Origin of the sequence: Endozoicomonas atrinae, assembly GCF_001647025.1 — a bacterium.
Taxonomy (GTDB): domain Bacteria; phylum Pseudomonadota; class Gammaproteobacteria; order Pseudomonadales; family Endozoicomonadaceae; genus Endozoicomonas; species Endozoicomonas atrinae.
Map to the genome: position 1 here is coordinate 1 of NZ_LUKQ02000051.1, position 24,270 is coordinate 24,270.

Here is a 24,270-nt window from a genome sequence, read left to right on the forward strand (position 1 = left end):
GATGGTCACAGTGCAGGGCGAGGATTACTTCACCATCAAGCGAGCCAGAAACATCAATGACAACATCAACTGCTTTGTGAAACTGACGGGGGAGTGGTGATGCAGGAGTGCCGAATTGAGCAGCTGATCATACCGAAACCCTATAACAATAGTATTGCTGTAACGCTCACCGTGGATGGCTTGCCCTATAACGGTGTTGTTGAACTCTATCAGCCCTTGAATACCCGTTATCTGGTGGCCACCAAAGCCAACAATGGTCAGACCGTGATGAAGAACCTGCCAGCCTTGCTGGCGGATAAAAACCTTTGCCTGCTGATTACCCACGAAGGGCGACCGTTCAGCAGTGAGTTGATTACCCCGGATAACGTGGTGGTCTATGAACTAGCGATCAGCACCAGCGGAAGCGGTGGCGCTCCAACCGGTGATCCTGCCACCATAACCGGAAAAGTAGAGCGAGTGCTGGACAATCAGGCCGAACCGGCAGCAAGGCAACTGGTGGCCATTGAGCATAAACCCGATGGTTCATGGTCAGTGACCGGGGATACCACCAGTAACGCAGAAAACGGCAGCTATACGCTGGACGTGCTGACCGAAGGCGGCGATACCTTTGTACTGGCGATAGACGAATACGGTGTGCCTTTCACCGCAACTGCCAGCGTGGTTCAAGGTGATCTGATTCATCCAACTATTCCTAATGGTCATGTTTACCGGGTGGAAGCAGGCGGCACCTTGCCAGCCACAGAACCTGAGTGGTGGATTGATACCGGCACGACTCACACCCGCACCATTGAAGGGGATATTACCCTCCGGGCGATTCCTTTCTATCGGCCATTGGCACACGGTCCCATCAAAGCAGAACCCCTACTATGAGTTATGAGGTTCCCACTGGCAGCGCAGAGTTCCAGCTGACCGGGGCTCCCTATGCTGTGTCATCGTCGGCTATTGCTGACTTTTCCTTTGACGGTAAGGGGCTAATTTATTTTGCTCCGCCTCCGGGATTGGTTCGCCATTACGCAGGCCAATGGCAAGGGGCGGTCAGTCGGCAGCAGGGCGTTTCTGCGAGCTATTCAATGAGTCGGCCTGTTAGCACTACCCGGACGCAAAATAGTCAGCAGGCGAAGCCTCTACAAGCCTCACCCTTTGGTCTGTTTTGGGGAGCCGTGGCGAAAAAGGAGGCTTTGGTCAGTTTTCGTCATGGGGAGAGCCAAAAGAAAGAAGCGACAACCGGCGACCGTTGGCAGCAGCCAGAACCCAAGGAAAGCGGCAAGCAGAGTGCGTGGGATAGAAAGCATTCAAGCGCAGGATCAGGAACAGGCCTCTCCTTGGAACCATCCACCAGAGCGAGATAGCAATGTTTCTGAAGGCATGCAGTCGGTTGATCTGTACGGTTCAAGAACGTGGAAAAGCCCTGCTTACATTCATCCACAGCAACCGCTGAACTTTACCTTTCAGGATCGGGAATATCAGCCGCAGGCTAACGGCTCGGTGTTTTTCCAGATTGGTGCCTTTGACGAAGAAACTGCTGCTGTCCCCATTGATAGCCAACGGCGCTTTACCTTCCAAAGCAACCGAGCCGAGGATCAGCCGGTTATTCTGCCGTGGGGCTTTGGCCAGAAAGCCAAGGATGAGAGCGTTACCGGCAACTATGGCGGTGAGACTGACCCGGACATTGTCGAAAAGCCGGAGCCGGAACAGCCAGAGATCAGGGAGAGTTATCTGTTAATGAATATTATTACTTCTGTCGTTTTGCCTGCCCGGACACCGCTGGAACTGCCTTCATTGGAGATCAGTCTGGATATTGATAGCTTCTCATGGAGCTTTACAGGGCAGCTATGGGGAGCTTCCAATATTGCACTGGTGGAACCGGATGAGAACGGTCCGAAGCAGATCGAGGTGGATATAAACGGCTGGAAGTGGATCTTCATTATTGAGCGTTACAGCACAAACCGACGGTTCGGGGATGAGCGTTACACACTCTATGGCAGCAGCCGAACCCAACTGCTCGCAGCCCCTTATGCGCCACAACGAAGCAAGAGCAACAGCGCCAACCTGAACGCTAAACAGGCCATTACCGAAGAACTGGCTAACACTGGCTTTACGGCTACCTATCCCGACCTGAACGACTACAGCACACCCGATTGGATCATGCCCGGAGGCTCATTCAGCTATCAGAACCAGACCGCAATGCAGGTTGTCGCCAAGATCGCTACCACCGCCGGATCGGTCATTATCCCAAGCCGTGATAACGACCAGGTGAGCATTCAGCCCCGATACCCGGCCAGCCCTTGGCACTGGAACACCGCCACGATGGATAAGATTGTTCCGGCAAGCATGGTCATTAGCTTGAGCGCCAACTGGCGACCAGAGCAGGCTTACAATGCGGTCTATGTTTCCGGGACGAATGCAGGCGTGGCGGTCAACGTCAAGCGAACCGGAAGTAGTGGCAATAATCCGGCTCCCGATATTCTCGAAGACTGGCTTACCGAAACGCAGGTCAATACCGAGCGTGGCCGAAATGAGCTCGCCAAGGGTGGCAACCAGAGCATTACCACCATTGAGCTACCATTGACCGATACCAACACGGCACCCGGGTTAATTGAGCCAGGTATGCTGGTCGAGGTTCAAGATATAACGGGCGACTGGCAAGCCCTTTGTCTAGCAACAAGCATAAGTGCCAGTAGCGTGGGAAATGTTGTTCAGTCGGTTGATCTGGAAAGGCATTATTAAGAGGTGCCCGGCAGCGGAACTACCGGGACTTTATACACGCTGGATGCCTTATCTCGGCATCTAAATAATAGACGTCGAGGGGGTTATGGCCACCACCAATATCTGGCAACAGTTCAAGGCTCTGATTCCTGAAGGCGTTCGGATTGTAGCCACTATTACCGCCAATAATGGCAACGGCACCAGTCAGGCAGAGTTAAGGGATGGTGGAGTGATTACCGTCAAGGGTGAATCGGCCATACCCGGTCAAAAAGCATTTATCCAAAATGGGGAGATCAAGGGCATCGCGCCCGCATTGCCGCAGTATGAAATTGAAATTTAATAGCAATCGGAAATGTAAACAGGCAGGGCTCAATGATTGCCAAAAACAGCTGATCAAAAAACAACCAGCCCATAAAAGGCCACCTGCTACACCGCTCATATGAATATCCACACGGTTTATCCACAGCGTTTTCCACATAAATTCTGGATGACTGATCAGCCCTTGCAATAAGAACAACCGAAACCATCACAATTTATAATCAGCCTACACCCACAGCGAATGCACAACTTATCAACAACCTGTACAACGGGTCATTTCTGACGTTGCACAGGCTTTAATTGTTGATAAATTCAGAAAAAAACAGAAGGTATCGGATAGCACCGCATCGTTTTATCCACAGACCAGCTCAATTTATAGAGGATGATCCACGGCCCATCAGGCATCCATGGTCGTCGCAGCTTCCCGTTCGAAAGCAATAAGCTCCTCCAGGCGCTCACGGGCATCATCGGCATGCCTCAATTCCCGCACGATCGGGATACGGTAAAGCTGCTTGGCCCTGTCAATATCTTTGGGAGTATTAAAGGTGTTTTTGTACACTGGATTATATACATCTCCCCAACCAATATAGCCCCAAGTCTCATCAGGCAGATCAGTAACCAAGGCTTCAAAAGTGGCTTCGGCTGCTTCCATTTCCCCTTTTTGCAGAAGTTGTTCTGCTATGAATCGCTGAAAATTAACAATATAGGTTTTGTCAGAATCTGGGTACTGCTGACAGAACTCTCGGGCAAACAGGATGCCTTTCTCATTATATCCAGGCTCAATGCAGGCAGCATTGTGAAGATTCATATCCATTTCGGCACTCCAATTCTGAATCAAAATACCGATCATACCTTCAATGTCGTTTATTGAGGTCAAGTGCCCGTACCGGTCTTTAATAAGACCCCAGGCAATCAACCAGGTATCACAGGCATCAACAATATTCTGATCATCTTTCAGCCGATTGCTCTCCAGCAGCTTATAGCCCCTGTCTATTAGCCGCTCGATCTCCTCTTCTTCTTCCGTTAAAGGCGTCCGGAAAGTATCAACCTTCTCTCTAAGCCTCGCTGACAAACCAGCAGTGGCGTTCTCCATATTCATGGAAAAGCGATCCTCTAGCGGTAATACAGTACTGACTACCTGAAGGTTATACTCCCCCATACCATTCCAGCTAATGGAATGCTCAAGCACAATTCGAGGATCATCCCCAAAGAGCATGCGGCGCTTGGTTATAAAAAAGTCCAATTGTTCAATGATTTCATCAGGAGCTGTCACCCCTCCCTCTTGCATTCCCGCATCCAAGATATCCCGCAGTTCATTTGCTTTTTCAGGCTTAACTGCACCTATATTCCAGGTCATAATGAGATACCCAAGCAATCCTTCAATGTAAGATCGGCTGTTGTCAGCACCAACCAGAAGATCACCGGCATACTCAATAATCAGTGATGATAGCTTCGGCAGCCCATTTGCAGTCCCCATATGAACCATACTGGTCTGCTGCTTTCTAGCCTGAACCTGCTTCTTCTTTTTGCGCTTCAGCTCTTTTTGCCGACGCTTCTGCCCTGCGGATAATTTGGCCATAACACGATCTACACATAGGAAAGGAATACAGGCAGTGATTATAGGGGAGGAAGGATTGAATATCCTGATCGAATGACCAAAAAAGAGACTGCCCGGTACGACTGAAGTAACCGGGCAACACAGCAGAAAAGGCGCTGTGAAAAAAACGCTGGCCCAAACCAGCCGATCAACCATTACGGCAAAATACAACGGAAAAACAGAAGAAAATTCCGCAACCGGCTGATGCCCATGTCACCAAAGCCAGTCCCTCGGAGACCCGCTGCGGAATTCGGGTGCATGATAAAACAGCAAGCACCAGAAACAACCGGTAGAAACCGTGATCATTTCAACCACCCAATTCGGCATGCCTCACTGCCAACGCACCTTCACCCCCGCCCCGCCTTAAAATGCTCCGCCTGCTCAAACACATCCTGGTAAACCTCGTTAAACGACACCGGCGGATACCCATGCTTCGAGAGCAGCATAATCAACTCCACCCGCAGTGACGCCTTAATATCATCCCGATTATTCCAGTCCGGGAAGCGGGCCTTATCATCGACCACGGCTTTCACTTTGCCTGCCAGGTCCAGCAGCCGGTCGTCCTCATAGGTGAATTCATACTTATCCGCCACCTTCTTGAGAATGTCGTAAAACGCCTTCTCCTCCAGCGAGATACCCAACTCCTCAAAAGACCCCATCTCCGTTTTCAAATCCGCCATCAAATCAAACAGGCCAGTAATGGCCTCATCGTGAACGGCGGTAGTAAAGGCATCCTCTTCCTTGCGCTCGTTATACTTCTCAATCAGCGACTGGAACCGCTTGGAGAAGTCCACCCCCTTGGCCTTATTGGTCTTCTTAAACTCGTCCAGCGCCTTGGCCAGCAGCTTTTTCAACAGCTGGATTTTGGTATTGGGCAGTTTGATCTTATCGATGCGATCCAGATAATCGTCATCAAAAATATCAATCTCTGTCGCAGAGTCCTCGCCAAGCTTGAAGATTTCCTCAACCCCATCGCTCTTGATGGCCTCCGCCAGCATCTCCTTCACCCGCGCATTCATCAATGCCGTATCCGGCGCATCGCCCTTGGTGAGTTTGAAAACAATAGAACGCACCGCCATATAGAAGTGAATACGGTCTTTCTCCACTTCCGAAAGTCGATCACTGCCACAGCACACGTCGTAGGCAGCCTTAAGCCGCTTCACCAATGCCATAAACCGCTTTTCCAGCTTCTCGGTTTGCAGCACAAACTCTGCCGCCATATTCAGGCAATTCAGCTGCTCTACCGGCTGGCCAGTAAAGTAGGGCGCAGCATCAAACTGATGGAACACCTGCCGCAGCAAATCCAGATGATCCTTCACCGCCACCACAGACTGCTCCACCTCCTCAACATGGGTTTCATCCGCCTTGGAGAACTGCTTCAGCGCCTGATTCATGCGGGACTTAATGCCGATATAATCCACCACCAGCCCCTTATCCTTACCCGCATACTTACGGTTCACCCGCGAGATGGTCTGGATCAAACTGTGCTTCTGAATCGGTTTATCAATATAAATGGTGTCCAGGCAGGGCACATCAAACCCGGTGAGCCACATATCCACCACAATGGCGATCTTGAAGTTCGACTTCTCATTCTTAAACTGCTTATCCAGCTCTTTGCGATAGTCCTTACTGCCCAAAAGATCATACAGTTCATCATCGTCGTCCTTGTTACGAGTCATCACCAGCTTCACCCGCTCCATAGGCTTAATGCTTTTTTTCTCCTGCTCAGAAAGGTTCACCCCAGCCTCACAGGCCAGCACCTCAAACCACTCAGGCCTTAATTCCCGAAGCTGCTGATAAAACGCCCAGGCCACCTTACGCTCGCTGGCCACAAACATCGCCTTGCCCTTGATGGTAGAACCCTCGGCCACACGGAGCTCATAGTGCTGCACAAAATCGTTCGCCAGCGCCGCAATCCGGTCCGGATCGCCCAGAATGCTGTTCATAGAGGCAGTGGCTTTCTTGCTCTCCTCAATCTGGTACTCGCTGGCACCCGCCTCGGCGCACTCATCGTAATACTTCTCGATCTCCGCCAGCTTGCGGTTATCCAGCACCACCTTGGCTGCCCGGCCTTCGTAGACAATCCGGACGGTAATCTCATCCTTCACCGACTCATTCATGGTGTAGCTGTCCACCACCGGCCCGAACACATCCAGCGTGGCGTCAATAGGCGTACCGGTAAAGCCCACAAACGTGGCATTGGGCAGCGACTGATGCAGATGGTAGGCAAAGCCGTAAGTCTTGCGAACACCATTGTCAGTGATTCTAACCTTCTGCTCCTTATTCACCTGACTGCGATGCGCCTCATCAGAAATGCAGATCACATTGGTGCGCTCGGTGAGCAGCTCGGTATCTTCGGTAAACTTGTGAATGGTGGTGAGAAACACGCCGCCGCTGTTCCGCCCCTTCAGCAACTCACGCAGCTGGCTCCGGCTCTCCACGGAGACAATGGTCTCATCCCGGATATACCCCTTGGCATTGACGATCTGCCCCGCCAGCTGATCATCCAGATCATTCCGGTCGGTAATCATCACAATGGTAGGGCTGGCCAGCTCAAGGCTGGTCATCAGCCGACGCGCCAGAAACTGCATGGTAAAGCTCTTGCCGCAGCCGGTCGCGCCAAAATAGGTGCCGCCCTTACCATCACCTGCCGGCTTTTTATGGATCAGGATATGGTCATACAACTTATTCACCGCATAAAACTGCGGATAACGACAGACGACTTTTACCTCCCGCTTCTCTGAAGAAGGCGAAGTGTCCGGGAAGAAAATAAAATCCCGCAACACCCGCCGCAGCCGGTTCCGGTCAAACAGCCCAAGAATCAGCGTATGAAGGGAATCAATGCCCTCCTTCTCCACCGACTCATCGCCGGTCACCTTGCGCCAGGCATAGAAGAACTCGTAAGGGGCAAACAGGCTGCCCATTTTGTTATTCACCCCATCGCTGATAATGCACAGGGCATTAAACACAAACAGCTGCGGAATATCCCGCCGGTAACGCACCGTCAGCTGACGGTAGGCATCGTGAATGGTCGCCTCATCCTCACGAATGGCGCTCTTGAACTCAAACACCACCAGCGGCAGACCATTAATATAAAGAATGGCATCGGGAATGCGGCTGGACTCCCGGCCTTCAATCTCCAGCTGACTCACCAGCTTATAAATATTCCGGTCATCGTCAGCATTCGCACCGGGGAAGTCAATCAGATGAACATGGAAATCCGGTTTCTTAACGCCGTCCTTGCCCGTCTTGTCCGAAAAAGAGTCGCGCTTCAGGTTAAACCCGTCCGACAGCCACTGGCAGAACTGTTTATTGCTGTCGTACAAATCACTGGCGGGCAGGGCTTCCAGCTGGCGGATAACCGAATCAATCTCACCCTCGGTAATCCCCTCATGCTCATAGCGACTGGCCAGATAATGCCGCAGGTCCTCTTTAATCAGCACCTGTTCCGGCTGGCGGGTAATGGCACTGCCAGAGACGTGAGGATACCCCTGCTCGCCCAGCAGTTGAATAATCGCTTTTTCCAGCTGTTCTTCTGTGAACGTCATCTATCTAACCTACATCTGTCGTGTAGTAGCATGTAAAAAAAATCAAACCAATGCATATTGATTCACTTTACGTTGAACAGTCGCTAACTTGCCTGAATTTGCTCGAGATAAGCATGCAATCCACTCAATAAGTGAGAAAAGCTCACTGAGGTATTGCTATCGAGATTAAGATGCGGTGCAATTCTCCTGGCACCAGCCATCTTCTGGTAGCCTTTGATAAGCTTCTTCAACTCTTCCTGCGCATTGGCCAGTGCATCAGGATTTCGAAACTTTTTACTATTCTGTCTTCCCGCCAACCCCGGTTTGTCAAATGCCACGCTTACCGCTGCAAGATCTCCCAGGAACCAGCTTTCCAGCTCATGCACTGCGATTCTAATCAAGGTTTCTGGCCGATGACAGTCTTCACAGAGGTTTCTCAGTCGAGCCTTAATTTCTATGCAATCGCCCTGATCCTTGTCCCGTATAACGACAAACCAGCTATTGGGAACATTCCAGTTCTTCAACTTAACAGGAAGGGATTTCTCAAGGTCTTGCTTACCTTCATGGGGAATACAGATAAAACTGACATCCGAAGGCAAAATCCGGGGCAGCAGTGACTCCAGCACTATTTTTGCGGATGGCTCTTCCAGCATAAATACAAGCTGAATCATCAGGGGTTGGCTCCATCGAACAATCCCTGCTTCCACAGAGCACCCGGAAGATCCCCACCCTTTACTAAATTCGCAAGCAAAGCATTATCCGAGGCTCTTTGAATGGTAGAGACCCCATCTTTCTTTTTAAGCCAGAAAATCTCGTCAAGCGCTATGCTGTTGAGCATATCCGGGGAATGGCTGGAAACCATGACCTGACCACCACGATCAGAGTATTCCCGGAACTCTTCTGCCAGCTCTGGCATCAAGCTGGGGTAAAGTTGATTTTCAGGTTCTTCCACACACAAGAGTGGATGAGGAGAGGGATCATTAAGTAACAACAGATACGCAAACATCTTGATCGTGCCATCGGACACATACCGTGCAATGAACGGGTCTTTGAAACTGCCGTCCTGAAATTTTAGAACAATACGTCCGTCATCCGTTTCTGCGGCCTCAACATGCTCAACACCAGGAACCCGTTGCTTCATTTTCTCTAACACCGCCGCAAACACATCGGGATGCTGCTCATACAGGTACTGAGCAACCAATGCGGTATTGTCTCCACGAGAAGAAAGATGCTCGGCATAACCCGCATCATTGGTCATACGTGCATCACTGATATGGAAATCAGAGACATGCCAGTTCTCTATCAGTTGACGAAAGGCATTGGCAGCCTTGAATCGCTGAAACTGCCCCAATCCCTTTACTGCCAGGATATCCGGGCTGTCGAGCGTTTGCTCTTCCCGATCCAATTCCGAATCTTTTTTATTGAAATCCTCTTCATTCAAAATGGCGTAACCAGAGCCATTCCTGAAATCAAGAAAATGATAGGGTGAACCATGGCTACCACGCTTGTAACGCAAGATTTCCCGAGCGACAACCGGGCGATTACCCTTAAGGCAAATGTCCAGCAGGTAGGTAACCAATCGTTCAACGCCACTGATTTCCAACCTGAACTGCAGAACAAACTCAATGGACTGATCTTCACAACCACGTGTCACCACTTCTTTGAAGCCCCCACGCTTCTGCAAAGCAGTACGGACATTGCCTGCCAACGCATCCTTCAGAAAACCAAAGAGATCAAATAATGTGCTTTTACCGCTACCATTCGCACCAACAAACACACACAGACCAGGCATCTTCCGGAGCTTTACATCCTGAAAGACCCGGTAATTTTTTATGGTAAGGGATTCAAGCTTCACAGGGATGCCCCCGATATCAGTACGGTTGTGAACAGTAGATCCACTAGCCTACCATTTTTTTCACTATGGTTTGTGTAAGTCGCCAGCGTCATATCATCGAGCATAGTCATTTTGACGCCTTATCGCTGACTGACTCATACCACAGCAGAATGCAGCTGCTCATGGATGTCTTCGGCTTCGGGTACAGGAAGCCGCAACTCGCCGGAGATCAGTTTGGGGAGCAGGGTGTCTCTGAGTTGTACCAGCTTTACGATTTCGTTTTTGTTTGCACTTTTTTTGGCAAACATGGGTTTAACCTGACTTTCAAACAACGAAAGAAGGTCATTCTCAGATGGTAATGCAAGTCTATAAGAGTCAAAGCATGAATTCTGAACGCGCTGCCTACCAGATGAACCGACCATATTCTGAACGCAGTGCTGCCTAAAACTTTCTTCGCGAGAAAGGCAGGCTACAAAAGCGTACCCGATATGCCCTCTTTGCCTTAACACAATAAATTCTGTCGATCCAAAGCCTACTTCTCCAGCAGACAAAAAATCTACAAAGCCAGTTTTCCCATTTTCCAAACAAGGCGTTATACGAGCTAAGAGCACATCGTATTGCTCGAACTTGGCACCACCAGAATATTCCTTATCAATAACCTCACTGATGGAATACCCTGATGTAGGCAGAGCCTTCATATCTACGTACCTAGCCAGAGTGCCTTTGGGTAGTTTTACTTTAGGGTTCACAATCAGAGCTAACGAAACGGGCTGAGTTTCCCACCCCTCCGGAATCCACCCCATCTCCGCATCGAGTACAAAGCGGTTGGGGAATAGCTGACGGATAGACTCCGGCAAAGTGTCGCCTGAAGCGTTGCTAGCAAGGAAGGCTTTGCGCTGTTCGGCACGAGCCTGCAACGGTTCGGGAATCTCATGCCCCGCCACCAGTGCGTTATCGATCACCGGATCAAAATCCACAAACCAGCTTTTAAACAGGGCTTGCGCCATGGCTTCGAGGGTTTGGTTGGTTTGGCGGTTGGTTTCTATCTTCTCATCCAGAGAGCCAAGAATATTTGCAATTTGCTTCTGAGCCGGAATTGGAGGAAATTTCAGTAGCACCTCACGCAGTTCAGATTGCTTGATTCCCTTAACAGTTGTGCCTGTTCCACGGCCATCAAGTTGATGCTGTACATAATTTGATTGCATCAGGTATTTCAGAAAAGTGTTTTCAAGTACCCCTTGTTTCCCTCTGAGTGTTATTACCCGTTGGGCAAGTGCGATCTTGCGGTTATCAAGTTGAGCAATTTCACCGAGTGGCGCTTCAGTTGTCATGACGATATCACCTGGAAGCGGCATCCCTCTGCGCATCCAGGAGTCGTAGTCGTCTTCTGCAATAAATTCAGAAACAGTCTCTATGCGCCCGTTTTTTATAATCTTTGCAGTAATCAAGGGAATGCCTGATTCCGTTTTCTTCGGTGTCTTTCCACGATAATCAATGATTGCTTCCATACAATCAGCAAGGCGCATTTCCTGCCAATCACTGACCATAACCCAACACCTCCAGATTCTGACGAATCACCGCATCCAGCTTTTCCGCTTCCTGCATCTGCTGATAAAGGGTCTGGCTTAGCTCCTGCATCTTCACTTCAAACGGAATACCATCGTCTTCCAGTTCGGCAGCGCCCACATAGCGGCCCGGTGTCAGCACGTAGTCGTTAGCGGCGATCTCTTCGAGGGTGGCAATCTTGCAGAAGCCCGCCTTATCTTCATAAAGGCCAGCGTCTGCTTCACCACGGAAGGCGTGATAGGTGCGGGTAATCTCGGCAATATCGTCGGTGGTCAGTTCCTTGGTGGTGCGGCTGACCATGGTGCCCATATTGCGGGCATCAATAAACAGGGTTTCCCCTTCACGGCCTTTTGTTCCCTGTTCACTATTTCCTTTTTTGTTTTTGGTCAGGAACCACAGGCAGACCGGAATCTGAGTGGTGTAGAACAGCTGCCCCGGTAGGGCGATCATGCAGTCCACCAAGTCATTCTCGATAATCTTTTTGCGGATTGAGCCTTCGCCACTGGTATTGGAACTCATGGAACCGTTAGCCAGAACAAAACCGGCGGTGCCATTCTCGGAGAGCTTGCTGATCATATGCATAATCCAGGCGTAGTTGGCATTGCCGGTAGGCGGGGTTTCGTAACCGCTCCAGCGCGGGTCGTCCGCCAGCTCGCTCTCCTGCCGCCACTGCTTCTGGTTAAAGGGCGGATTGGCCATGATAAAGTCAGCCTTCAAATCCGGATGCTGATCTTTAAAAAAGGTATTGGCAGGCACATCGCCAAAGTTGGCGGCAATCCCCCGAATGGCCAGGTTCATTTTCGCCAGCTTGTACGTGGTGCTGGTGTATTCCTGCCCGTAGATGGAGATGTCTTTCCGGTTGCCCTTATGGCTGTCCACAAACTTGACGGACTGCACAAACATACCGCCGGAACCACAACAGGGATCGTAGATTTTACCCTTGTACGGCTCAATCATCTCCGCAATCAGCGTCACCACGCACTTGGGCGTATAGAACTCACCACCGCCTTTGCCCTCCGTCGCCGCAAACCGACCAAGAAAGTATTCATACACTCGGCCCACCACATCCTGCTCGGTCATATGACATTCGTTGGCAATGGTGTCAATGTTATTGATGGTATCAATCAGTGCCGACAGCTTGGACGCATCCAGCCCCAGGCGGGAGAAGTAGTTATCCGGCAAGGCACCGGCCAGCGATGGGTTGTTCTTCTCAATATCGTGCAGCGCCGAATCAATTTTGATGGCGATATCGTTCTGCTTGGCATGCTGCAACACATACGACCAGCGACTCTCCTCCGGCAGATAGAACACATTATCCTGCGTGTAGAAATCCACCATATCCACAAAGTCAGCGCCGTACTGCTCGGCAATCTTCGCCTTCTGAACCTCAAACTTATCGCTGATGAATTTCAGGAAGATCAGGCTCAAGACAATGTGCTTGTACTCAGAAGATTCAACACTGCCACGCAGCTTGTTAGCGGAGTCCCAAAGGGTCTCTTCAAAACCCTTGGTCGCTTTTTTAGCAGCGCTCTTTTTTGTAGGAGATGGTGATGTAGCCATAGGAGGGATCGGTACGGTGAGAAATGGAAAACCGACTCATCGTACCACGGAAGACAGCGTAAATGTATTACCTTGGTTTACACAGAAAATAGACGTCAGTATTTACACGCCACTGATTTTTGGTAAAAACTTTTTGTAAAAAAAATGCTGACCAAAACCCACTCAACCCCGCAACCACCAGCCTCGTCCCGGAAAGCACAAAGCCCGGTTTTCAACTTTACGCCCATTAGACAAAAAATACATTTACTGTATATATAAACAGGTGTTAGGCTGTAAAACCAGAAAATGAAAGCGGTATCACAACGGCATTTGTTAGACAGGATTACGCCCATATGAAGGATTACATCAGGCAGTACCGACTACTCAATGCAGCCAACACCGGTAAGGAGAAACCTCCCTCTGCCAACCTCAAAAATACCCCAGGCGTGACCCAAAAGCGACGGTGCACATCACAGTAAAACGCTCCAAAACAATAAGGTCAACCCGGTATAAGAGGAACACAAACACCATGCAACCCCCAACCCCCGATGAACGAGTCGTCACCCTGCTGCCGATGCCCGAGGCACTGAAAAATACCGACATTGCAATCCGTACCGACAACCACTGGTCAACGGCCGTCAATTACATCTACAACCATACGCTGGAAAGGGTCGAGAACCTGATTTACGTCATCGGCTTTTCAGTCATCTTCGACAGACCGATTGAAACCGCCGCCATTAAATACCAGAGCCAGTATTACTCACCCATGCTGGACGACGACACCAAACTCCCCTTCCGCATCGCCTTCGAAATGGACGCGCTCGCCATGTTCGATTTTTACGAACGATACCAGCGGGCACCGGTCTATGAAGACATTGCCGATGGCCTGCTAACCCACGACTGGAGTATTTAACCAAACTTCACGGCAATAACGTCTCACATCACGGAAGAGCGGGAGCAACACAAATGGCCACCAGACGAAAAAAAGCGCAACCACTGAAACGCATTTCTCCTTACGCGCTGCAATTTGATGCCGAAAGGGAACGGTGGTGCGTGTATGCCTACGGCAAATGCTTTTATTTTGGCAAAACCAACTACCCCGACACCGAAGCCGCTAAATCAGCCGCCGAGGATTTCATCCACACGCTGCCAGAGCACGCACTGATATAGAGAGACAACACCGGTATGACAACCCCTCACGACATCATTACCTCGCTGGAAGTAGGCTCACTGGTCACCGCCGGACGTCATTTTATCTCGGCCGACAGTCAATCCACCATCGCGGTAGAGAAAGGCATGAAAGGTGTGGTGTGCATGATCTACGACCAGATGTGTTTTGACCCCGGCCAAGGCCCCGGCGTGATGATCCTGTTTGAATCCGGCCTCTGCGACGGATTTTCAGAAGAAGACCTGGAGTATTTCAACATCACCAGTCTCAATAAAAAAATCGACGCCCTGGCAGACTATGAATTTTCAAGCATGATCAAGCTACAAAATGAATTTCACCAGGGCCTCTTCACCCCGGCCTTTAACTAACCCCGCCAGCACTGCCACCTGAACGAATGCCAACGCCACCCGGCCAATTTTTAGCCGCACCGGTGGCCGTTTGCCTAAAGCCGCGAGCCACAATAGGAAATACCCAAACGGGCCGTAGTGGGGCCACTGTGGCCAGTGAAAATAACACCAAACGGAAAAGAAAGTGCAACCAGCGCCGGAAGATAATAACACCAGAAAGTGCAACCAACGGGTCAAAATACCACTGAGGGGGAAAGGGAAGGCATTGCCGACAAAAAAAGGCTAGAAAATGCAACCAAAAGTGCCACCAAAACACAAAATCGCTGCATACAAAAAAGCCCCTTATTGTCTAAGGGGCTTCTAAGTGTTTGATTTAACAAACATTTTATGGTGCCGGCACCAAGAGTCGAACTCGGGACCCACTGATTACAAGTCAGTTGCTCTACCAACTGAGCTATACCGGCAAGGAACGAGGTGAATAATATTTATGCCGAGTGTGTTTGTCAACTTCCATCTGCACCCTGATGCTTATTTTATGCCTGATCGTTTCCAAATCGACTGGACTCATTTATTGAGTATGGTTCCCTGCTGCTACACTCACCCCAAAAGGTTACCATGCATACCATTCTGCCCCCTGCTCTGAAGTCAGGGGTGCAGCTACCTACGTTCAATACCGAGTATCTCGAGCAACTGGTTTGCAGCTCTCTCCAGACTGGCTGCAAATAGCTGGCCTTTTTCGTTATCTTTCTGCCAGCTTACGGTCACTCTCAGATCATGTTCTGTGGGATAGTAGGCAATTCCAAGCCCGCCATTTTCGACAGGCCCAAAGATAAAACGGCTAATACTTTCGTCTGCAACACATGATGTGGACAAAGTACTCCTTTTTACCAAGTCCAGATAAACGGGGTCAGTAAATAGCTCGGGTTTATCTGCGACTTCATTTGGGTGAAGCTCTTCCCATTTTTTTTCAAGAGCAAACAAGTGACGACAGATACCTTCACCTGCCTTACAGTCTTTAATTTTTTGCTTGTGCGCATCGAGGGCATTTCTTAACAACTCAGCCTTTCCATCATCCGATACATCACCACGATCAAGAGCAGTCAGGAATTTCATCACTTCAGGAGAGTAACTGCGCAAATCGTCTGTTCGACCATGCTTAAATTGCCTCATTGAAACTGACTCATAAGTTGGAGGATGGTCATAGCCGGCATGATAGGCTGCCAGCTGAAAAACCAGTTGATAAAAAGCATCAGGGCTGACTCCCTTGTCTTTCAATACAGCTTGACTGATGTTATGAACATTAACCTCTTTCAACTCAACCTGAGAGAGATCACTTTTAAAGTGATCTGAGGCACTTGCCAGTCTGGACCTCATGTTGTCATCTATTTCTGGAGCAAGTCGCTCTTCATTAGACGCAAGCTCTCCATCCCAATGCTCAGCACTATTCAATAACTTAATTGCTCGGTTGGCCATTGGAAGCCAAGCACCGGCATCTGCCGCACTATGTTCAATAGTGACACCCACTTCGCCTTTATCCATACAAATAAATTGAAGCGACTTGTCAAAGCACCGGTTACTGCCGATTCCTGCCAGCAGCTGTTTTCCACTATCGTCTCCACCACCAGAGTCATCCATACAAACACAGCAGAATGCATCTTCAACCTGTTGCCACACGTTGCGGTTGGCTTCACTGAATTCGACAAAGTCCTTTTGAAGCTCAGCGCATTCGTTTCGATTACCTGATGTCATTGGTGTTAAATCAACGGCATCGTCCTGCTTTGGCTTACGGCTAATCTCGATGAGGGTATCAGCAAGGTTATGCACACTGATTTTCTTTCCAGATTCATCAGATACTTGTACTCGATAAAGCTGTCCCTTTGAAAGCACAATGATGTGTTGCGCTTTTCCCTGAGGACAAGGAATAAGCTCATCCTTATCTTCGCAGGCTTTACGGTGACCGAACAGTTTCTCAGGTTGACTCATACAAAGGGCCTTACCCCTTTCCTGGTCAACGGCCAATCTTTTTTCCTGAATCATTTGCAGGTGCTCATAAGCACCAAGAATCGCACCGGACACAGGATAAAAAGAATGGTTCTCCTCCGAAGAGGTTCCAGTATCAACTTCTGGCAGATTTAATTTCAAAGCAAAACTGACATTAATGGGGGTGGCCAATCTCAGCTTGAGGTACATCGCATTCCAACAAGGACCAAACCATCCAGCCTTAGTTAAAGCATCATTTTCAAGGGCTTTTTGCAGGTCAGTCGCATCATTCGAATTAAAGTCACCAAGCTTTTTCACAAAATTTGCAACGTCGCTCTCAACCCACCTTCCATCCATCTTCGCAGGTAGAGATCCTAGTTTGTTAAAGGTGGATTGCCACTGAGGCAAAGGTATGGGATCAACCCTCCCTGCCGGAGTAGTAGTAAATGAAGCCAGAGGCTGAGTAAGAAATGGGCATGCTGAGTCACTCGTTGCTGTTTTAGTTTTAGCTTTTACTTCTTGTACCAGGACTCCAGAAGACATCTTACCGGGCACAGAGTGAATGCCCGAATGATTCAAGCTCATGCCTTGCGCCAAAAAACCGGCGACATCTCTATCAGGAACAGAATCCACATTTATACCTTTATCACCTTAATAAACTTGCAGTTAGACCATTATCAAATAGGCAAGTTCGGCAAGGTGGTAAAGTTGTATCAAGAGAGCGGATTTAGTGAGTAACGGTCATCAGAACGATGGAGCTTCCCAACTTATTTATGCATCCTGAAAGTTACGGGAGTTCAGACCATAAAACAATGCATTACCTGCGACACTACTGGTGAAGATATTGAGCAGAATAACCAGAATATTGACATAGTTATCAACCATTCCCGTATCAGCAAGCACTTGTTGTAAGCCTTCAATTTTCAGGGCAACAAGATCTGCAATAATCGCTTCTTTTGAAATCACAATATCCAGCGATACAACAGCTCCAAAGAGAATCAGTGTTCCACTGGTCATGATGTAATGCCACCTAAAACTGGCCTTGGAAAGTGTCATCAGCAGCAACAGCAAAAGTACGGAGTAGCCTATAAAGCCAAAAGCGGGAAACCACCGATAGATTTCGAAGTACAGAGAAAACATTCCAAGGATAAAAAACAGGAATACCGAACCCAACCAGAAGCACAAAAAGCGACGATTCAGAACCGATGACATACCCAAGCTCTCTGAGCTGATAAATTTTTGTGATATATCGGCAACTTCTTGAGGAAGGTTAAAAGCAGTGCGAGCAGCACCAACGCTCTCCTGGGAAGGATGAAAAACTATTGACTCAATTGAGTGCAGTCAAGCTGCGGTAAGAAGCTCTTGACGTTGCTGAGAGCATGAACACTATAAATGTTCTATAGCGAGGGTTACCCACAAACAAAAACAGACCCTTCCTGGATCTGTTTTTTCTCCCTATGGACTCCTGTCCAATTGGTTAGGCATCCTGCCTGATTAAAGTCCCTGCTTTCCTGGCCATCATCCTGAAAATCTGGACATCCTGTCCACTGGCTCCCTGCCATGCAACATCCCTGATTTGTCAGCCGTTTGCCTTCCTGGCTGCGTTGACTTCCTGTCACAGCTGACGGTTTCTATATTGCGGTTTTTACGTATGCCTTACAGTCAGGAAATCACCATAACCCGTGTGAGACATTTGCCATAGATGACAATAGTCTTTTACCTGGCCCACAACTGTGCCTGCCAGTACCGCGAAATGAAGGGAGAAGAAAAAACCATACATACAAAAAAGCCAGACTGAAAAGTCTGGCTTTTTCGAGAGAATTGGTGCCCAGGAGAAGACTCGAACTTCCACGCCCTTTCGGACACTAGCACCTGAAGCTAGCGCGTCTACCAATTCCGCCACCTGGGCATAGCTGAAAGTGTTGTTGATTTTGATGACAAGACAGAAATCATTTGATTTGGTGCCCAGGAGAAGACTCGAACTTCCACGCCCTTTCGGACACTAGCACCTGAAGCTAGCGCGTCTACCAATTCCGCCACCTGGGCCTTGTCACCGCCGTTCAACATCTCAGCGATGCGGCGCATATTAGAGATCACTGGTTAGACTGTCAACCACTTAAAATAAGATTGATAAAAGATTATGGAAGGTACTGATACTGACTTCGGTGATTGGCATATCATCGGGGAGGGAGAAATTCTGTACTCCTGTCCATCGTCGTCAGAAACAGGAGTGAAAGATTAGATTTCAGAGGCTCTCAGAGATCGACACTCAATGTTCGGGAGATAATTATTACCCTTTCATTGCACTGGTCATGGTTTGAAACCACATCATTTTACTGAGATCACCGGTGGCAACGATATTCTGCTCCTGAACACCACGCATAAATGCTTCCTGGGCATTTTTTGCTGTCAGAATTTCAAACCCTTTAGCGGCACTGGAGAAAGAAAGTTCAAATGTTGGCTCAGTCGTTGCGCCAGAGACAGGGTAAACCTGCCGGTCTTTCACAATATAATGGCGGGCTACACCATCCTTACTGCTGAGCTGAAATGTCAGATCCTGACCTTCAAGCGTCTTTTGAAATGAGGCGTTCTTACGACTGGCACGTTTCATCATGAAACCGAGTGCCCACAACAACAATTTGAATTTCACTATTTCAGTCCCGAACTCTGCAGAGAAGAACTACTGCCTGCCAGCACCCGGCACATAAAAAGAAAACACTTTCCCATGGAGCAACTTAAAAAAGCTGGCAATGGAAAAATGCTTTCTGAGAGGTTGTGCAAACAGTATTCATGAAGATGGCAAAACCAGTATCAGGCTTACCATTTTATGGTCACCCGCAAAACGCCATCAAAGCCGTCGATTGCAACTGACCAGATAGAGATCTATCAGTTTACGGCGTCTTTCAGGGCTTTACCTGGCTTGAAAGCAACGGTCTTGCTTGCCTTAATCTGGATGGTTTCACCGGTTTGAGGATTCTTACCAGTGCGGGCTGCGCGGCTGCGCTGTTCGAAAGTACCAAAGCCAACCAGGCTTACAGAGTCTGCTGATTTCATGGCACTCGTGATGGCTTCAAGAACGGCATTAAGGGCCAGGGAAGCCTTGTCCTTGCTGATATCGGCTTCGTCAGCGATGACATTTACCAGATCTGGTTTACGCATAGGGAATACACTCCGTTTTGTTTTTCTTGTTTCTTCCCTTGAATCAAGGGTTTCTCGCTTCCTGAGCAAGGACAGCACGAGCTCTTGACTACAGGTGTATGGCTCACAGACAAAAACAGACTAAAACACCACCGCCCTCAGGGCAATAGCCTGAACCAACTGTTTGCAGGTTTTTTGTCAGAAAACCACGTTTTTCTGTAAATCAACTGACTTCCATCATCTCAAAGTCAGCTTTGCCTGTTCCACAATCCGGACAGAGCCAATCCTCCGGGACATCTTCCCAGGCCGTTCCGGCGGGTATGCCATCTTCAGGCCATCCGGCAGACTCATCATAAACAAAACCACAGATAATACACTGCCATTTTTTCATCATTCTCTCCGGCTCATACCTTCTGAAAACTGTTTATTCCTGGTATGTCTTGTGCTTAAAAAGATGTCCTAGAAACTCAACAGGTAAGCATATAAACAAAGATTCACACAAAAGACTGCCAGCATAAGTCTTTTTTGGGTAGTAAAAAACCGTGATCTTCTGGCAAAATGCCCACCCTGAGTTTTGCATCATTGTCTTTCCAATAGCATTTCAGCTCTTAACGTGAAAAGAGCACTGCATACGGGGGATTAGACTATGCAAGCAGTTAGATCCAGCAGCATTATGTTTAGCAAAAATAACAAAAAAAGCGCTGTATTGAGCAGACTCCAGTGATGAATGGAATCATCAAGAAGAATAAAGATAAGTCATCAGAGATTATAATGCCCGCAAGTCATGAGCCAGAATCCAGCCGGTCACTCCGCCTGGAAAGCACAGACGCTGTTTTAGAAAACAGCAGAAGTGACAACCACTTCTACCGTATTCGCTGTGAAGGAATCACCAAAGTCTATCCGGGTGTTGTTGCCAATGATCAGGTAAGCCTTGCCATCCAGCCCGGCGAAATCCATGCTCTGTTGGGCGAAAATGGTGCGGGAAAAAGCACCCTGATGAAAATCCTCTATGGTGTGACCCAACCAGACAGTGGACATATCTGGTTTGATGGCCAGCCGCACACCCTTAAATCTCCAGCCCACGCAAGGCGTCTCGGAATCGGCATGGTGTTCCAGCACTTCTCACTGTTTGAGACATTAACCGTGGTAGAAAACATCGCCCTGTCCATGGACAAAAGGGAAGCAGGCCAACTCAAGGACCTTGCCCGGCGAATCGAGGAAATCTCCAGCCACTACGGTATGCCCATTGATCCTCACCGCCATGTGCATAGCTTATCTACAGGAGAACGCCAGAGAGTTGAGATCATTCGCTGCCTGGTACAAGACATCAGCCTTTTGATTCTGGATGAACCCACCTCTGTGCTGACCCCGCAGGAAGTCAGCAGCTTGTTTTCAACACTGAGGAAGCTGGCAGCAGAAGGCTGCAGCCTGCTGTTTATCAGTCATAAGCTTCAGGAAGTGAAAGCCCTTTGTGATAGAGCCACTGTACTGAGACATGGAAAGATTGCTGGAACCTGTGACCCTAAAACCACCAGCACTGAGGGGATGGCCAGTATGATGGTGGGCAGTCAAACGACACTGGGGCAGCGCTACAGCTTTTCATCGAATAAAGTGGAAGATAAGCGTCTTGCCGTCAAAGGGCTGACGGAAGCCGCACTGGGTGACTTTGGCACAGCATTGCAAGACATCCGTTTTTCCGTAAAGCCTGGGGAAATTCTTGGCATCGCGGGTGTTGCTGGAAATGGCCAGAAAGAATTGATTCAACTGCTCAGTGGAGAAAGGCTGGCTACCTCACCGGATTTTATCACTCTGGATGACCAGGCCATTGGAAAGTTAACGCCCGGCAAACGAAGACGCCTGGGAATGGCTGTGGTGCCAGAAGAGCGCCTTGGCCGGGGAGCTGTGCCAGATATGTCGCTTTCCGAAAATGGCCTTCTCACCGGTTTTTTACAAAACCTGGTATCCAGAGGGTTCTTAAGACAGCGACGAATTCACGGATTCGCCAATGACGTAATCAGCAACTTTCGGGTAAAAGCTCACGGGAACTCAGCTGATGCCAAAAGCCTTTCCGGCGGTAATCTGCAAAAGTTCATCATTGGCCGTGAAATACTGCAAAACCCAAAATTGCTGATCTGTGCCAGCCCAACATGGGGCGTTGATGTTGGGGCTGCGAACCTCATCCATCAATCTCTGATTGACCTCCGAGACAAAGGTACAGCCATCGTCGTGCTTTCTGAGGATCTGGACGAGCTTTTTCAGGTTTCTGATCGTATTGGCGCTCTCTGCCACGGCAAACTGTCGCCAGTAAAACCGGTAACGGAAACATCCATTAATGAAGTGGGTCAGTGGATGGCAGGTGTGTTTAATAATCCGAAGCCAGAAGCATCAGCTCTCTCAAGAGGAGTCGAACCGGTAATGGAACAAAACATACAGGAAAAGGAGTTTACCCCCTGATGAAGATTTCCATTGAACGAAGGCCTCAAGACTCAGATCTGATGAAATACCTGTCACCCCTTTTGGCAGTGCTGCTCACCCTGATGGCAGGTGGAGTGATTTTTACCTTGCAGGGGCAGGATCCATGGACAGGCCTTTATACGTTCTTCATTCTGCCCATCAGTGATAGCTATGGCCTGTCCGAGCTGGGTGTCAAAGCAGCCCCTATACTGCTCTGTGCCATGGGACTGGCGGTGTGCTTTAGAGCCAATATCTGGAACATCGGGGCAGAAGGCCAGTTACTGATGGGAGCACTGATTGGCAGCTGGGCAGCCCTGAGCTGGATGGATTCGGATGGTATCTGGGTACTCCCCACTGTACTGATGACAGGTGCTATCGCCGGTTTACTCTGGGCCTTGATCCCTGCGTTGCTGAGGAATCATTTCAATACCAATGAAATCCTCACTACCATCATGTTGAATTATATCGCCCTGAACCTTCTGCTGTATGCCGTGCACGGTCCCCTGAAAGATCCCCATGGCTTTAACTTTCCGGAATCTGCGCTGTTTACGGAGGCGGTCACGCTGCCACTGTTGCTGGAAGGAACCCGACTTCATATTGGTCTGGCTTTCGGGCTATTTGCCGGGGTGTGCATCTGGGTCTTGATGACAAAAACCTTTCTGGGTTTTCAACTGAAGGTTATTGGTCTGGATGTCAGTGCAGGACACTTTGCCGGTTTCCGTGAGCGACGCCTGGTGTATTTCAGTCTGCTGCTGTGCGGGGCACTAGCCGGGCTTGCAGGCATCTCGGAGGTCAGCGGCCCCATTGGCCAGCTTGTACCGTCTGTCTCCCCCGGTTATGGTTATGCAGCCATTATTGTTGCCTTTCTTGGCCGCCTGCACCCAATCGGTATTTTACTGGCCAGCCTGCTGATGGCGCTGGTTTATATGGGTGGAGAGATGGGCCAGATTGATCTTGGCCTGCCGCTGGCAATGGGCAGCCTGTTTCAGGGCATGTTGCTGTTCTTCCTGCTGGCCTGTGATTTTTTGATCAGTTACCGCTTCCGAGTTAGAACAATGTCCAGTCAACCCCCAGCTCATGGACGTAATGCGGGAGTCAACTGCTAATGGATATGGACCTGATCACCAATATTCTTTTTGCCATGGTTCGAACCGGCACCCCACTGCTGCTAGTTGCCCTCGGGGAACTGGTCTGTGAAAAAAGTGGCGTGCTTAACCTGGGACAGGAAGGCATGATGCTTATGGGCGCTGTAATAGGTTTTATTGCAGCAATCACCACAGGAAGCCTGATATTCGGGGTAATAATGAGCCTGATGATTGGTATGGCCATGGCGCTTCTGTTTGGCCTGCTGGCTATCCAGCTGCGGGCTAACCAGGTCGCCACAGGTCTGGCTCTGACCATTTTTGGTGCGGGCCTGAGTGCTTATGTAGGCACTGACTACATTGGTCAGGCACTGGCAGGATTTCAGCCCGTGTTGATTCCGCTTTTATCAGACATACCGGTTCTGGGCAAAGCCCTGTTCAGTCAGGATATTCTGGTTTACTGCTCGCTGGGTATCGCACTGGCTATCTGGCTGTTCTTCCGCTTTAGCCGCCCCGGTCTTGTAGTGAAAGCCATCGGGGAAAGCCCACACTCTGCCACTGCCGTAGGCTTACCGGTCATACTGACGCGCTGGCTGGCGCTACTGTTTGGTGGTGCCATGGCTGGCCTCGGGGGAGCTTATCTGTCATTGGCTTATACGCCGCTGTGGGCAGAAGGCATGACCGCAGGACGCGGTTGGATTGCACTGGCACTTGTCGTATTTGCCAGCTGGAAAGTAGAACGGGTATTACTGGGGGCCTGGTTGTTTGGTTTGGCAAGCATTATGCATCTGGTACTTCAGGGCATGGGAGCCTCCATCTCCTCCAATCTGCTGGCAACCTTGCCCTACTTGGCAACAATTATTGTTCTGGTGCTTCTATCAAGTAACCAGTCCAGAAGCCGGCTGCTGGCCCCCATGTCACTTGGCAAACCCTACCATCCGACGGGGTAGTCTCTAATTAATGGTTCCACTCTGGCTTGATACGGAATTCAGGCCATTATTCTAATGATAAAAC

22 protein-coding genes and 3 tRNA genes are annotated in these 24,270 nt (G+C 49.4%); 11 read left to right on the top strand and 14 right to left on the bottom strand.

The window, feature by feature from the left end; all coding sequences use genetic code 11:
• Positions 1–99 precede the first annotated feature (99 nt).
• The 4 genes from AK963_RS09465 to AK963_RS09480 all read left to right on the top strand — a co-directional run bounded on the left by AK963_RS09465 (position 100) and on the right by AK963_RS09480 (position 3,046).
• Complete coding sequence (locus tag AK963_RS09465; RefSeq protein WP_066015218.1) at positions 100–870, top strand: hypothetical protein; 771 nt, start codon at positions 100–102, stop codon at positions 868–870.
• Entirely contained in the window at positions 867–1,349 is a 483-nt protein-coding gene (locus AK963_RS09470; RefSeq protein WP_066015219.1) for a hypothetical protein, read from the top strand. The genes AK963_RS09465 and AK963_RS09470 overlap by 4 nt, the downstream gene beginning before the upstream one ends.
• Positions 1,273–2,727 carry a hypothetical protein gene (locus AK963_RS09475; RefSeq protein WP_139117330.1) on the top strand — a complete coding sequence of 485 codons (1,455 nt, stop codon included), beginning with the start codon at positions 1,273–1,275 and terminating at the stop codon, positions 2,725–2,727. Before AK963_RS09470 ends, AK963_RS09475 begins: the two co-directional genes overlap by 77 nt.
• 85 nt (positions 2,728–2,812) lie before the next feature.
• Entirely contained in the window at positions 2,813–3,046 is a 234-nt protein-coding gene (locus AK963_RS09480; RefSeq protein ID WP_066015221.1) for a hypothetical protein, read from the top strand.
• A 375-nt stretch (positions 3,047–3,421) separates the two neighbouring features.
• On the opposite strand, the gene AK963_RS09485 is transcribed toward AK963_RS09480, so the two are convergent.
• The 6 genes from AK963_RS09485 to AK963_RS09510 all read right to left on the bottom strand — a co-directional run bounded on the left by AK963_RS09485 (position 3,422) and on the right by AK963_RS09510 (position 13,108).
• Positions 3,422–4,603 carry a tol-pal system YbgF family protein gene (locus tag AK963_RS09485; protein WP_066015222.1) on the bottom strand — a complete coding sequence of 394 codons (1,182 nt, stop codon included), beginning with the start codon at positions 4,601–4,603 and terminating at the stop codon, positions 3,422–3,424.
• 365 nt (positions 4,604–4,968) lie between these two features.
• Positions 4,969–8,169, bottom strand: a complete 3,201-nt coding sequence (locus AK963_RS09490) for a type I restriction endonuclease subunit R (protein ID WP_066015223.1) — start codon at positions 8,167–8,169, stop codon at positions 4,969–4,971.
• A gap of 83 nt (positions 8,170–8,252) precedes the next feature.
• Positions 8,253–8,819, bottom strand: a complete 567-nt coding sequence (locus AK963_RS09495) for a DUF4276 family protein (protein ID WP_066015224.1) — start codon at positions 8,817–8,819, stop codon at positions 8,253–8,255.
• Positions 8,819–10,003, bottom strand: coding sequence for an AAA family ATPase (locus AK963_RS09500; protein WP_066015225.1), 1,185 nt, complete (start codon positions 10,001–10,003; stop codon positions 8,819–8,821). Before AK963_RS09500 ends, AK963_RS09495 begins: the two co-directional genes overlap by 1 nt.
• A gap of 134 nt (positions 10,004–10,137) precedes the next feature.
• Positions 10,138–11,529 carry a restriction endonuclease subunit S gene (locus tag AK963_RS09505; RefSeq protein ID WP_066015226.1) on the bottom strand — a complete coding sequence of 464 codons (1,392 nt, stop codon included), beginning with the start codon at positions 11,527–11,529 and terminating at the stop codon, positions 10,138–10,140.
• Positions 11,519–13,108: a class I SAM-dependent DNA methyltransferase gene (locus tag AK963_RS09510; RefSeq protein ID WP_066015227.1), complete on the bottom strand. Its 1,590-nt coding sequence runs from the start codon at positions 13,106–13,108 to the stop codon at positions 11,519–11,521. Before AK963_RS09510 ends, AK963_RS09505 begins: the two co-directional genes overlap by 11 nt.
• A 332-nt stretch (positions 13,109–13,440) precedes the next feature.
• Between AK963_RS09510 and AK963_RS36605 the strand changes: the two genes are divergently transcribed.
• From AK963_RS36605 to AK963_RS09525, 4 genes are read left to right on the top strand one after another with little or no spacing between them, the layout of a single operon-like run.
• Entirely contained in the window at positions 13,441–13,566 is a 126-nt protein-coding gene (locus AK963_RS36605) for a hypothetical protein (RefSeq protein ID WP_274520508.1), read from the top strand.
• Positions 13,567–13,616: 50 nt separating this feature from the next.
• Positions 13,617–14,000, top strand: a complete 384-nt coding sequence (locus AK963_RS09515; RefSeq protein ID WP_066015228.1) for a hypothetical protein — start codon at positions 13,617–13,619, stop codon at positions 13,998–14,000.
• 53 nt (positions 14,001–14,053) lie between these two features.
• Positions 14,054–14,257 (top strand): hypothetical protein, encoded by a 204-nt coding sequence (locus AK963_RS09520; protein WP_066015229.1) that lies wholly within the window; start codon positions 14,054–14,056, stop codon positions 14,255–14,257.
• Positions 14,258–14,272: 15 nt separating this feature from the next.
• Positions 14,273–14,623: a hypothetical protein gene (locus tag AK963_RS09525; protein ID WP_066015230.1), complete on the top strand. Its 351-nt coding sequence runs from the start codon at positions 14,273–14,275 to the stop codon at positions 14,621–14,623.
• Positions 14,624–14,990: 367 nt separating this feature from the next.
• On the opposite strand, the gene AK963_RS09530 is transcribed toward AK963_RS09525, so the two are convergent.
• The 8 genes from AK963_RS09530 to AK963_RS09565 all read right to left on the bottom strand — a co-directional run bounded on the left by AK963_RS09530 (position 14,991) and on the right by AK963_RS09565 (position 20,111).
• A tRNA-Thr gene (locus AK963_RS09530) sits at positions 14,991–15,066 on the bottom strand.
• 193 nt (positions 15,067–15,259) lie between these two features.
• Positions 15,260–17,167, bottom strand: a complete 1,908-nt coding sequence (locus tag AK963_RS09535; RefSeq protein WP_083232559.1) for a choline/carnitine O-acyltransferase — start codon at positions 17,165–17,167, stop codon at positions 15,260–15,262.
• A gap of 186 nt (positions 17,168–17,353) precedes the next feature.
• Positions 17,354–17,794: a hypothetical protein gene (locus AK963_RS09540; RefSeq protein ID WP_066015232.1), complete on the bottom strand. Its 441-nt coding sequence runs from the start codon at positions 17,792–17,794 to the stop codon at positions 17,354–17,356.
• Positions 17,795–18,404: 610 nt separating this feature from the next.
• Positions 18,405–18,491: transfer RNA gene (locus tag AK963_RS09545), tRNA-Leu, on the bottom strand.
• A 50-nt stretch (positions 18,492–18,541) separates the two neighbouring features.
• Positions 18,542–18,628, bottom strand: a tRNA-Leu gene (locus tag AK963_RS09550).
• A 244-nt stretch (positions 18,629–18,872) separates the two neighbouring features.
• Positions 18,873–19,196, bottom strand: coding sequence for a helicase (locus AK963_RS09555; RefSeq protein WP_202969751.1), 324 nt, complete (start codon positions 19,194–19,196; stop codon positions 18,873–18,875).
• Between the two features lie 272 nt (positions 19,197–19,468).
• Positions 19,469–19,741, bottom strand: a complete 273-nt coding sequence (locus tag AK963_RS09560) for an HU family DNA-binding protein (protein ID WP_066015234.1) — start codon at positions 19,739–19,741, stop codon at positions 19,469–19,471.
• A gap of 202 nt (positions 19,742–19,943) precedes the next feature.
• Entirely contained in the window at positions 19,944–20,111 is a 168-nt protein-coding gene (locus AK963_RS09565) for a rubredoxin (RefSeq protein ID WP_066015243.1), read from the bottom strand.
• A 332-nt stretch (positions 20,112–20,443) separates the two neighbouring features.
• Here AK963_RS09565 and AK963_RS09570 point away from each other — a divergent pair, with 332 nt between their 5' ends.
• From AK963_RS09570 to AK963_RS09580, 3 genes are read left to right on the top strand one after another with little or no spacing between them, the layout of a single operon-like run.
• Positions 20,444–22,174, top strand: a complete 1,731-nt coding sequence (locus AK963_RS09570) for an ABC transporter ATP-binding protein (RefSeq protein ID WP_066015235.1) — start codon at positions 20,444–20,446, stop codon at positions 22,172–22,174.
• Positions 22,174–23,280, top strand: a complete 1,107-nt coding sequence (locus tag AK963_RS09575; RefSeq protein ID WP_066015236.1) for an ABC transporter permease — start codon at positions 22,174–22,176, stop codon at positions 23,278–23,280. Before AK963_RS09570 ends, AK963_RS09575 begins: the two co-directional genes overlap by 1 nt.
• On the top strand, positions 23,280–24,206 hold the full coding sequence (locus tag AK963_RS09580; protein ID WP_066015237.1) for an ABC transporter permease: 927 nt from the start codon (positions 23,280–23,282) through the stop codon (positions 24,204–24,206). The genes AK963_RS09575 and AK963_RS09580 overlap by 1 nt, the downstream gene beginning before the upstream one ends.
• Positions 24,207–24,270 lie beyond the last annotated feature (64 nt).

Coding starts and splice junctions, on each gene's coding strand:
- AK963_RS09520 (WP_066015229.1), top strand. CDS start 14,054: ATGGCCACCAGACGAAAAAAAGCGCAACCACTGAAACGCATTTCTCCT.
- AK963_RS36605 (WP_274520508.1), top strand. CDS start 13,441: ATGAAGGATTACATCAGGCAGTACCGACTACTCAATGCAGCCAACACC.
- AK963_RS09575 (WP_066015236.1), top strand. CDS start 22,174: ATGAAGATTTCCATTGAACGAAGGCCTCAAGACTCAGATCTGATGAAA.
- AK963_RS09480 (WP_066015221.1), top strand. CDS start 2,813: ATGGCCACCACCAATATCTGGCAACAGTTCAAGGCTCTGATTCCTGAA.
- AK963_RS09490 (WP_066015223.1), bottom strand. CDS start 8,169: ATGACGTTCACAGAAGAACAGCTGGAAAAAGCGATTATTCAACTGCTG.
- AK963_RS09535 (WP_083232559.1), bottom strand. CDS start 17,167: ATGAGCTTGAATCATTCGGGCATTCACTCTGTGCCCGGTAAGATGTCT.
- AK963_RS09515 (WP_066015228.1), top strand. CDS start 13,617: ATGCAACCCCCAACCCCCGATGAACGAGTCGTCACCCTGCTGCCGATG.
- AK963_RS09540 (WP_066015232.1), bottom strand. CDS start 17,794: ATGTCATCGGTTCTGAATCGTCGCTTTTTGTGCTTCTGGTTGGGTTCG.
- AK963_RS09495 (WP_066015224.1), bottom strand. CDS start 8,819: ATGATTCAGCTTGTATTTATGCTGGAAGAGCCATCCGCAAAAATAGTG.
- AK963_RS09470 (WP_066015219.1), top strand. CDS start 867: ATGAGTTATGAGGTTCCCACTGGCAGCGCAGAGTTCCAGCTGACCGGG.
- AK963_RS09555 (WP_202969751.1), bottom strand. CDS start 19,196: ATGATGAAACGTGCCAGTCGTAAGAACGCCTCATTTCAAAAGACGCTT.
- AK963_RS09570 (WP_066015235.1), top strand. CDS start 20,444: ATGAATGGAATCATCAAGAAGAATAAAGATAAGTCATCAGAGATTATA.
- AK963_RS09560 (WP_066015234.1), bottom strand. CDS start 19,741: ATGCGTAAACCAGATCTGGTAAATGTCATCGCTGACGAAGCCGATATC.
- AK963_RS09485 (WP_066015222.1), bottom strand. CDS start 4,603: ATGGCCAAATTATCCGCAGGGCAGAAGCGTCGGCAAAAAGAGCTGAAG.
- AK963_RS09525 (WP_066015230.1), top strand. CDS start 14,273: ATGACAACCCCTCACGACATCATTACCTCGCTGGAAGTAGGCTCACTG.
- AK963_RS09465 (WP_066015218.1), top strand. CDS start 100: ATGCAGGAGTGCCGAATTGAGCAGCTGATCATACCGAAACCCTATAAC.
- AK963_RS09505 (WP_066015226.1), bottom strand. CDS start 11,529: ATGGTCAGTGATTGGCAGGAAATGCGCCTTGCTGATTGTATGGAAGCA.
- AK963_RS09580 (WP_066015237.1), top strand. CDS start 23,280: ATGGATATGGACCTGATCACCAATATTCTTTTTGCCATGGTTCGAACC.
- AK963_RS09565 (WP_066015243.1), bottom strand. CDS start 20,111: ATGAAAAAATGGCAGTGTATTATCTGTGGTTTTGTTTATGATGAGTCT.
- AK963_RS09510 (WP_066015227.1), bottom strand. CDS start 13,108: ATGGCTACATCACCATCTCCTACAAAAAAGAGCGCTGCTAAAAAAGCG.